The organism is Nocardia sp. NPDC060259 (assembly GCF_042728775.1).
GTDB lineage: Bacteria > Actinomycetota > Actinomycetes > Mycobacteriales > Mycobacteriaceae > Nocardia.
In genome coordinates, this window is the sequence record NZ_JBHXAY010000036.1 from 46,729 (window position 1) to 55,531 (window position 8,803).

Below are 8,803 nucleotides of genomic sequence, written 5' to 3' on the forward strand. Positions count from 1 at the left end.
GGAAACCCAGGTCTTTCAGGGCCGGGAGGAAGCGCCATCCTCCTTCCTCACATATCGATTGGGTATTGTGTGAGACATGGCAAAGGTGGTGAAGCGAGCGTACAAGTTCCGCTGCTACCCCTCGCCCGAGCAAGCGGCGGAGCTGTCGCGCACGTTCGGGTGCGTGCGCCTGGTCTGGAACAAAGCCCTCGACGCCCGCCAGCGGCGGTATGCCACGGAGTCGAAGTCCACGACGTATGTGCTGGCTTCCGCCGAACTGACCGGGTGGAAGAAATCCGAGGATCTCGGGTTCCTCAACGAAGTGTCGTCGGTGCCGTTGCAGCAGACGTTGCGGCATCAGCAAGCGGCGTTCGCGGCGTTCTTCGCCAAGCGTGCTCGTTACCCTCGGTTCAAGTCCCGCAAGCGCTCGCGCGCCTCGGCCGAGTACACCCGGTCCGGATTCCGATGGCGCGACGGGCAACTCACCCTGGCGAAGATGACCGAGCCACTCGACATTCGCTGGTCGCGGGCGCTGCCCGACGGCGTGGTGCCATCGACCGTGACGGTGTCGCGCGACAGTGCCGGTCGGTGGTTCGTGTCCCTGCTCGTCGAAGAAATGATCATCGCGCTGCCGTCCACGACGAATACCGTGGGCGTGGATGTCGGCCTCAACTCGCTGGCCGCGCTGTCCACTGGGGAGAAGATCACCAATCCGCGCCACGAGCGCGCCGACCGGTGCAAGTTGGCGAAGGCGCAACGCGACTTGGCCCGCAAAGTGAAGGGGTCGAACAACCGGGAGAAGGCCCGGCGGAAGGTGTCCCGCATCCATGCGCGGATCTTCGACCGGCGTACCGATTTCTTGCACAAACTGTCCACGAGGCTGATCCGCGAGAACCAAGCGGTCGCGATCGAGGACTTGACGGTGCGCAACATGGTCGCGAACCACGCTCTCGCCCGAGCGATCTCGGACGCGAGCTGGCGGCAGTTGCGCGCCATGCTCGAGTACAAGGCCGACTGGTACGGCCGCGAGGTGCTGGTGGTGGATCGCTGGTATCCGTCGACCAGGGTGTGTTCGCATTGCGGTGCCCTGCACGACAAGCTGTCGCTGAACATTCGGGAGTGGACATGCCGCTGTGGGGCGGTCCATGACCGGGATGTGAACGCGGCCCGCAATATCCTCGCTGCCGGGCTGGCAGAGAGGTGAAACGCCTGTGGAGTCGGTGTAAGTCCGCAAAGGAGTTCTCCTTTCTGGCAGCTGATGGTGAAGCAGGTATCCCCGCCCTTCAGGGCGGGGAGGAGTCAAGAACCCTCGATCCGATCAGAAGAAGTAAGGGGGAAGCACGTCTCTCAAGATTGGACGCGCCAACCCGGGCCCAGGTTGCACGGTGTGATGTAGATCATCGCCACCTCGAAACCTCACATGCCGAAACGGCTCCGGCCACAGCGACCGCCCGGCAACTCCTCCGCGGGGTGGGCGTATCTTGCTCGCCATGGCGGATGGCGCTCCGAATACCCCGCACGACAAATACTTTCGTGAGGTCATGTCAGACCGGGCGAACGCGGTCAGCGAGCTGCGCACTGTCGTGCCCGCAGCGCTGGTCGACGAATTGGACTGGGCCACCCTGCGAGCTCAATCGGGCAGTCTGGTCTCGGCGGAGCTGCAGTCCCGCTTCACCGACATCCTGTACCGGGTCGACCTGGCTGGTAGCCCCGCATACGTGTTCGTGTTGATCGAGCACCAGAGATCATGTTGGTGTTGTTGAAAGCGGCACCGACCCATAAGAAGCTCGACACGGTCATGTCGCAGTTGGAACCGCAATTGAAAGCGGTGGCGGATCAGCCGGGTGGTGCGGGGGTGTTGTACCTGGTCATGGCGTATGCGTTGGCCGTGGGGGATACTTGCGTTGCGGATCTGCAACCATTGGCTGAGCGTTTGGGGCCGCGAGGGAAGGAGGCTTTGATGACGGGTGCTGATCGACTGCGTGCCGAAGGTCGGGTCGAAGGGCGCGTCGAAGGTGAGGCGAAGGTGTTGATTCGTCAGCTCACCAGGAAGTTCGGCATCCCTTCCGCGGAGGTGGCCGATACTGTCCGGTCGGCGAGTATTGCGCAGCTGGAGTTGTGGACTGATCGGATCCTGACGGCCACGACCCTCGACGAGGTCTTCGCACCCTAGCTTTCGAGCTCAGTGGGCGGGGGAGCCCACGATGATGCTGCCGACGTTGCATTCCTCGAGTTCGTCGATGCCGGTGGCGGTGGCGAAGGCGGTGGTGTCGCTGAAGCCCTGGGCGACTACGCCGAGGCGCATGGCGGTGGCGGTCAGGTAGACGGTCTGCATGAAGACGCCGACGTGCTTGAGGATGTTGGCGTAGGCGACCTGTTCGTAGCTCCACATGACGCGGCCCGCGCGGGCCGAGACCAGCAGCAGGACTTGGGGTTCCGCGCCACCGGCCAAGGTGGCCGAGGTGGATTTGAGCAGTTTCTGGACGGCGGGGGCGTCGGCCGCGGCGACCAGGCGCAGGGCGTGGTCGGTCGAGTCGTAGTGGTACATGCCGTTGTCGAGGCCCGCGACATTGCGGATGACCGGGTAGACCTCGAGTTCGTAGGCGCCGCCGCCCGAGGGGTAGGGGCGGGAGCCGTCCGCGCGGGTGCGGGCGCTGCGGAACAGCAGCTCGCCCAGCTGGGCGGCGGTGATCGGTGCCGCGTCGTCGAACGCGCGGGTCGAGACGCGGTCCTCCAGCGCGGCGGTGAGGGTGGGGTCGGCGTCGCGCAGACCGGCGAGGTCGGGGCGGGCCAGGGCGATCGGCTCGGCCGCGAACGGCGTACGGCGGGCGGGCAATTCGGGGAAGCGGCCATCGGCCCAGCGGGTCGGGCCGAAGTCGTCCCAGGTCACCGTGCGGGCGCCGAGGGTGCTGCGGCGGTGGAACCAGAGGTCGGGGGCGTTCCAGGAGCGGGTGGCGAACTCGTGCTCCTCCTCGTCACCGTCGACGAGGAATCCGCACCACTGCAGATCCGCCATGAACTGCGACTTCACCGCGGCGGGCACCGGCGAATCGGCGGCCATCGGGCCGTCGAGCAGGGCGAGCAGGCGCGGGTCGTGGATGCGCAGATCGCACCACGCCCGCGGATGCTCGAGCACGAAACCCTGGGCGTCGCGGTGCAGTACGGCGAACTTCGACAGTGTCGCCGACCAGGTCGGCAGGGCCACCTCGGGACGCGGCGCCGGCTCGGCGAAGGGGCGGATGCTGTAGAGATCTCGGCCGCCGTCGCGCACCGTCACCGCCAGCCAGCCGCCGTCGGTGAGCTTGCGCATCAGCCCGGTGATGTCGTCACCGGCGGCGGCGGTCGACATCTCGGCCGCCGTCGCCGGGCCCTGGTTGAGCGTCTTGAGCGCCTGCAGCGCACCGGCACCGAGGCCCGTCAGCTTGACATTGCGCGGCGGGTTCAGCAGCACCGCCCCCGCCGGGGTGGTGAGGCAGGTGACGCCGGCGCGCAGGGCGAATCGGGTCTGGGCGGGGTACGGGGAGGCGAGCACAGCGGGTTCCTTGCCGGGGTCGAACGTCGGTGATGCGGGGGCTATTTCGCCGCTGCGGCGAAGGCGGGCTCCAGCTTGTCCAGGATGTAGGGCACCGACAGGGCGGTGGGCTGGTTGATGGCGCTGATCTCCTGGGTGGTCAGGAACACGACCGAACCCTTGCGGACCGACGGCAGCTCGCTGTAGCCGGGCAGCTGGCGGTACTTCTCGTCCAGACCGGGGGAGTAGCCGGCCAGCAGCAGGTCGGCGGACAGCTCGTCGACGCGCTCCGGCGACAGCGCGAGCCGGCCCTGGTTGGCGGGCTGCGCGGTGAGGTTGGCCGGAATGCCCATGCCGAGCTGGGTGAAGACCTTGGCCGAACCGTCGTTGGGGTCGGTCAGCACCATCAGCTGCGCGGGGCTGGCCAGCCAGGTGCTGGCGAAGGTCTTGCCCTTCAGGCCGGGGTTGGCGGCGACAATCGCCGCGACCTTGTCGTCGACCTTCTTGATCACCGCGGTCGCGTCGGATTCCTTGTGCAGCACCTTGCCCAGCGCGGTGACCTGGTCCTGCCACGGGGTGACGGCGTCCTTGGTCAGCGCGGGCAGTGTCGGCGCGATCTTGGACAGCTCGTCGTAGGTCTTCTGGTCGGCGATGAACGGGTCGGCCAGGATCAGATCCGGTTCCAGCGCGGCGACCTGCTCGGCGATATTGCCGGTGGTGTTGAGCGCCTTGCCCGACTTCAGGCTCTCCGGCTCCCACGGCGGGGTGCTCTTGGACACCGCGGACACGTTGTCGATGTAGCCGACGGGGACGACGCCCAGCGCGAGCGAGGTATCGAGCCACTGGTTGCCCAGGGTGACGATCTTCGTCGGCGTCCCGGTCACCGTGGTCTCGCCGCGCGCGTGGGTGATGGACACCGGCTCGCCCGAGCCCGCGGCATCGTCGCTGGAACCGCAGGCGGCGACGCCGAAGGCGAGCGCGCCGGCGAGCGCGGCCACCGCCACGCGCCGCCAGCCGCGCGAAGTCCGAACAGACGTCATCGTTGCATCCTCCTGCACCAGTTCAGCGTAAGTCAGCCTAGGCTAACCTACATCGGTTTCGGAGGGGGAATCATCCCTAAAGAGTGACCCGCTGATCCTGCGGCATGAACAGCTTGTCGGTGTCCTTCACGTCGAAGGTCGAGTAGAACTCGGCGATATTGCGGACGACCTGATTGCAGCGGAACTCGTTGGGGGAGTGCGTGTCCTGCAAACCCTGCAGGGTCGCCTCCTCGGTCTGCTTGTCGCGCCACTGCCGCGCCCAGGAGAAGAACATGGAGCGGAAGTCGGGCTGCACGCCGGTGCGCTGCGCGACCTTCAGATACGCCGCCAGCGCGATCTGCAAGCCGCGCAGGTCGGCCAGGTTCTCGCCGACGGTGAGCGCGCCGTTCACATGCTGACCCTCGGGTGCGCCCTCGGGGACCAGTACGTCGTACTGGTCGATGATCTGCTGGGTCTTGGCGTCGAAGGCGGCGCGATCCTCGGGGGTCCACCAGTCGCGGCGGTTGCCGTCACCGTCGTACTTGGAGCCCTGGTCGTCGAAACCGTGCCCGATCTCGTGGCCGATGGTCGAACCGACCGCGCCGTAGTTGACGGCGTCCTGGGCGTCCTTGTCGAAGAACGGCGGCTGCAGGTAGGCGGCGGGGAAGACGATCTGGTTGGTGGTCGCGCTGTAGTAGGCGTTCACCGTCTGCGGCGACATGCCCCACTCGGTCTTGTCCACCTCGGTGCCGAGGCGGGCGAACGCGCGCTTGGACTCGAAGGTGTTGATGGTGAGCAGGGATTCGATCAACCGGCCGCGGGTGACCTGCACCGAGGAGTAGTCGACCCACTTGTCGGGGTAACCGATCTGGGCGACGATCTTGTCCAGCTTGGCGATCGAGGCCTCGCGGGTCGGCTGCGACATCCAGGTGGAATTGGTGAAGTTGTCGCGGTAGGCGGCGCGCAGGTCGTCGACCATCTCGAGCGCGCGTTCCTTGGCCGCGGGCGGGAAGTGCTTGTCCACGTACAGCTTTCCCAGCGGTTCGCCGAGATTGTCGTCGACCACACCCACCGCGGAGCGCCACATCTCCGGCTTCTCCTCCAGGCCGCTGAGCACCCGGCCGACGAAGTCGAAGCGCGCGTCGGCGATCGCCTTGGGCAGGAAGCGCGCGTAGGTGTTGGCGATGTGCAGCTTGAGGTAGTCGCGCCACTGGGCGATGTCGACCTCGCTCCACAGCTGCGCGGCCGCGGTGATGAACGACGGCTGACCGACCACCATCTTGTCGAACAGCGACTTGGGCCGGTCGGTCATGCCGGCCAGCCACGGATCCCAGTCGAACTGCGGGCCGAGCGCGGTCAGCTCCTGCCAGCTCATCAGGTTGTAGGTGGCGTCGGTATTGCGCAGGCGCACGCTGTCCCAGTGCGCGGCGGCGATCCGCTTCTCCAGGTCGAGGGTCCGCTGCGCGACCCCGGCGGGGTCGGGGAGCTCGATTCCCTTGGACAGTTGTTCGAGGTAGGTCTGGTAGCCGGCGAGCTGCGCCGCGAACTCGGGCTTGCGGTAGTACTGCTCGCCCAGGGTGAGCCCGGCCTGGCTGACGCTGGGGATATAGGCCGTGGAGTTCTTGCGGTCGATGCCGATGCCCATGCCGATCAGCCCGGCGATGGGCGCCTCGGCCATGACCTTCGCCAGTTCCGGCTTGCCCGCGGCCTTGTCGATCGCGGTGAACAGGCCGGTCAGCGGGGTGATGCCGAGGCGTTCGATCTCGTCGAGGTCCATCCTGGCGTCGTAGAGATCCTTGATCTGCTGGGCCTCCGACCCCTGCTTCGGGTTCTCGATGCCCTCGATGATCGCGCGCAGCTGCGCGAGCGTGCGGTCGTTGGCGTCGGTGATCGCGCCGACCGAGGCCTTGTCCGGCGGCAGCTGGTAGTCACGCAGCCAGGCGCCGTTGACGTGGCGGTACAGGTCGTCCTGCGGACGGATCGCCGGGTCGCCGCCGCCCAGGTCGACGCCGGTGAGCTGCACTTCGGGGGTGTCGGACGTGCACGAGGCCAGCGCGGCCGCCACGGGCACCAGGCCCATGGCGATCAGGAATGCGCGGCGATCCACGACCGACGGACGACGACCGGACGATGTCACAGGTTTTCCTTCCCCGATGCGGCAGCCGCACCCTGTTCGTTGCGAACCAGCTCGCACAGGCTACCGGCGCGACGCGGAGTCGGTGGGCTACCGGCCGATCGGGGCCGGTCAGTCGGCGGAGATTCCGGAGCTGCCGGTCGCCAGGTCGCAGGCGAGTCCGCTGCCGGCGTTCACGATCTTCATGACGGTCGGGACCCGCTTGGTGACCAGCGGGGTGCCGGTGGCGTGCAGCAGCAGCGAGAGCTGCACCTCGACCTCGGTCTCGACGTGGTAGTAGGCGGTAGCCTTGGCCACGGTGACGCCGCCGACGGTCACCTCCAGGTCGACGGTGTCGCTGGCGAAGAACTTGCCGTTGGCGAGGAAGTCCACTTGCGCGCCGACGTAGTCGTCGAGGCCGACGACATCGATCTTGGAGGTGCAGCCGACGGTGAGGGTGTCGGTGAGCATGTCGATGATCGGGCCCGCGGTGGCGTGCGGCGCGGCGATCGTCAACACGGCGGCGAAGGCGCTCGCGGTGGTCGCGAGGCGGCGGGTGGTCGGCAGGGAGAGCTTCATGCGCGGGACCGTAGCAACGGCGTGACCGCGCCCACAGGGGTTTGAAACATATCTGATTCAGATTTGTGTGAGCGACCCCGATTTGGGTCGACCTGGGGATTCGCCTACACTAGACCGGTTGCCTGCGGGAGCTCTGCGCCCGCAATCCGGCAGTGAACCCCCAGTGGTAGGTATTTCCGCTGGCAGGCGCGCGTCCGGTGGGTGACTGACCATGTGCGTCGGGTCGGCAATCCGGCGTACGTATACATCCAGGTCCAGGAGGTGCTGAAGTGATTCAGCAGGAGTCGCGACTGCGCGTCGCCGACAACACCGGGGCGAAGGAAATCCTTTGCATCCGCGTGCTCGGTGGCTCGTCGCGTCGCTATGCCGGTATCGGTGACATCATCGTCGCCACCGTGAAGGACGCCATCCCCGGCGCGAACGTCAAGAAGGGCGACGTCGTCAAGGCTGTTGTCGTGCGCACCGTCAAGGAGCGCCGCCGTCCGGACGGTTCCTACATCAAGTTCGACGAGAACGCTGCCGTGCTGATCAAGCCGGACAACGATCCTCGCGGCACCCGCATCTTCGGCCCGGTCGGCCGTGAGCTGCGTGACAAGCGCTTCATGAAGATCGTTTCGCTGGCCCCGGAGGTGCTCTGACCATGAAGGTGCACAAGGGTGACACCGTCCTCGTCATCTCGGGCAAGGACAAGGGCGCCAAGGGCAAGGTCATCCAGGCCTACCCGGCGACCGGCAAGGTTCTCGTCGAAGGCGTGAACCGGATCAAGAAGCACGTCGCGGATTCCGCGAACCAGCGTGGCGCCTCCTCGGGTGGCATCGTGACCCAGGAAGCCCCCATCCAGGTTTCCAACGTGATGGTCGTCGACTCCGACGGTAACCCGACCCGCGTCGGCTACCGCACCGACGAAGAGACCGGCAAGCGGGTTCGGATCTCCCGTAAGAACGGGAAGGACATCTGACATGACCACCTCTGAGCAGACTCAGCCCCGGCTGAAGGCGCGCTACCGCGCCGAGATCAAGGACGCGCTGAACAGCGAGTTCGAGTACGCCAACGTGATGCAGATCCCGGGCGTCGTCAAGGTCGTCGTGAACATGGGTGTCGGTGACGCCGCCCGTGACGCGAAGCTGATCAACGGTGCCATCAAGGACCTCGAGCTGATCACCGGTCAGAAGCCGGAGGTCCGCAAGGCCACCAAGTCGATCGCGCAGTTCAAGCTCCGTGAGGGCATGCCGATCGGCGCCAAGGTCACCCTCCGTGGCGACCGCATGTGGGAGTTCCTCGACCGCCTGGTCTCCATCGCGCTGCCGCGTATCCGCGACTTCCGCGGTCTGTCGCCGAAGCAGTTCGACGGCAACGGCAACTACACGTTCGGCCTGAGCGAGCAGTCGATGTTCCACGAGATCGACGTGGATTCCATCGACCGCCCGCGCGGTATGGACATCACCGTGGTGACCACTGCGACCAACAACGAAGAAGGCCGTGCGCTGCTCAAGCACCTCGGCTTCCCGTTCAAGGAGAACTGAGCACATGGCCAAGAAAGCACTGGTCAACAAGGCCAACGCCAAGCCGAAGTTCGCGGTCCGCGCCTACACCCGCTGCCAG

The 8,803-nt window shown here is 66.5% G+C and carries 10 protein-coding genes and 1 pseudogene; 7 read left to right on the forward strand and 4 right to left on the reverse strand.

What is annotated here, in order from left to right; genetic code table 11:
- The first annotated feature begins 76 nt into the window (after positions 1–76).
- The 3 genes from ACFWF2_RS15915 (at position 77) to ACFWF2_RS15925 (ending at position 2,152) form a co-directional block, all read left to right on the forward strand.
- A complete protein-coding gene (locus ACFWF2_RS15915; protein WP_379308178.1) occupies positions 77–1,183 on the forward strand; it encodes an RNA-guided endonuclease InsQ/TnpB family protein in 1,107 nt (368 codons plus the stop codon).
- Positions 1,184–1,469: 286 nt separating this feature from the next.
- Positions 1,470–1,742: an Rpn family recombination-promoting nuclease/putative transposase gene (locus ACFWF2_RS15920; protein WP_379308179.1), complete on the forward strand. Its 273-nt coding sequence runs from the start codon at positions 1,470–1,472 to the stop codon at positions 1,740–1,742.
- On the forward strand, positions 1,727–2,152 hold the full coding sequence (locus ACFWF2_RS15925; RefSeq protein WP_379308180.1) for a DUF4351 domain-containing protein: 426 nt from the start codon (positions 1,727–1,729) through the stop codon (positions 2,150–2,152). The genes ACFWF2_RS15920 and ACFWF2_RS15925 overlap by 16 nt, the downstream gene beginning before the upstream one ends.
- 9 nt (positions 2,153–2,161) lie before the next feature.
- On the opposite strand, the gene ACFWF2_RS15930 is transcribed toward ACFWF2_RS15925, so the two are convergent.
- The 4 genes from ACFWF2_RS15930 to ACFWF2_RS15945 form a co-directional block, all read right to left on the reverse strand.
- Positions 2,162–3,511, reverse strand: coding sequence for a SagB family peptide dehydrogenase (locus ACFWF2_RS15930; protein WP_379308181.1), 1,350 nt, complete (start codon positions 3,509–3,511; stop codon positions 2,162–2,164).
- 41 nt (positions 3,512–3,552) lie between these two features.
- Complete coding sequence (locus tag ACFWF2_RS15935) at positions 3,553–4,530, reverse strand: ABC transporter substrate-binding protein (protein ID WP_379308182.1); 978 nt, start codon at positions 4,528–4,530, stop codon at positions 3,553–3,555.
- Positions 4,531–4,606: 76 nt separating this feature from the next.
- Entirely contained in the window at positions 4,607–6,589 is a 1,983-nt protein-coding gene (locus tag ACFWF2_RS15940; protein WP_379308185.1) for a M13 family metallopeptidase, read from the reverse strand.
- A gap of 165 nt (positions 6,590–6,754) precedes the next feature.
- A complete protein-coding gene (locus ACFWF2_RS15945) occupies positions 6,755–7,201 on the reverse strand; it encodes a hypothetical protein (RefSeq protein WP_379308183.1) in 447 nt (148 codons plus the stop codon).
- A gap of 269 nt (positions 7,202–7,470) precedes the next feature.
- On the opposite strand from ACFWF2_RS15945, the gene rplN reads away from it, so the two are divergent.
- The 4 genes and pseudogenes from rplN to rpsN all read left to right on the forward strand — a co-directional run.
- Positions 7,471–7,839 (forward strand): 50S ribosomal protein L14, encoded by a 369-nt coding sequence (rplN, locus tag ACFWF2_RS15950; protein WP_043647623.1) that lies wholly within the window; start codon positions 7,471–7,473, stop codon positions 7,837–7,839.
- A 2-nt stretch (positions 7,840–7,841) separates the two neighbouring features.
- Positions 7,842–8,159 (forward strand): 50S ribosomal protein L24, encoded by a 318-nt coding sequence (gene rplX, locus ACFWF2_RS15955; protein ID WP_019045061.1) that lies wholly within the window; start codon positions 7,842–7,844, stop codon positions 8,157–8,159.
- A 1-nt stretch (position 8,160) separates the two neighbouring features.
- Positions 8,161–8,724 carry a 50S ribosomal protein L5 gene (rplE, locus tag ACFWF2_RS15960; RefSeq protein WP_019045062.1) on the forward strand — a complete coding sequence of 188 codons (564 nt, stop codon included), beginning with the start codon at positions 8,161–8,163 and terminating at the stop codon, positions 8,722–8,724.
- Between the two features lie 4 nt (positions 8,725–8,728).
- Positions 8,729–8,803 (forward strand): annotated as a pseudogene (gene rpsN / locus ACFWF2_RS15965) (30S ribosomal protein S14); the annotation flags it as partial.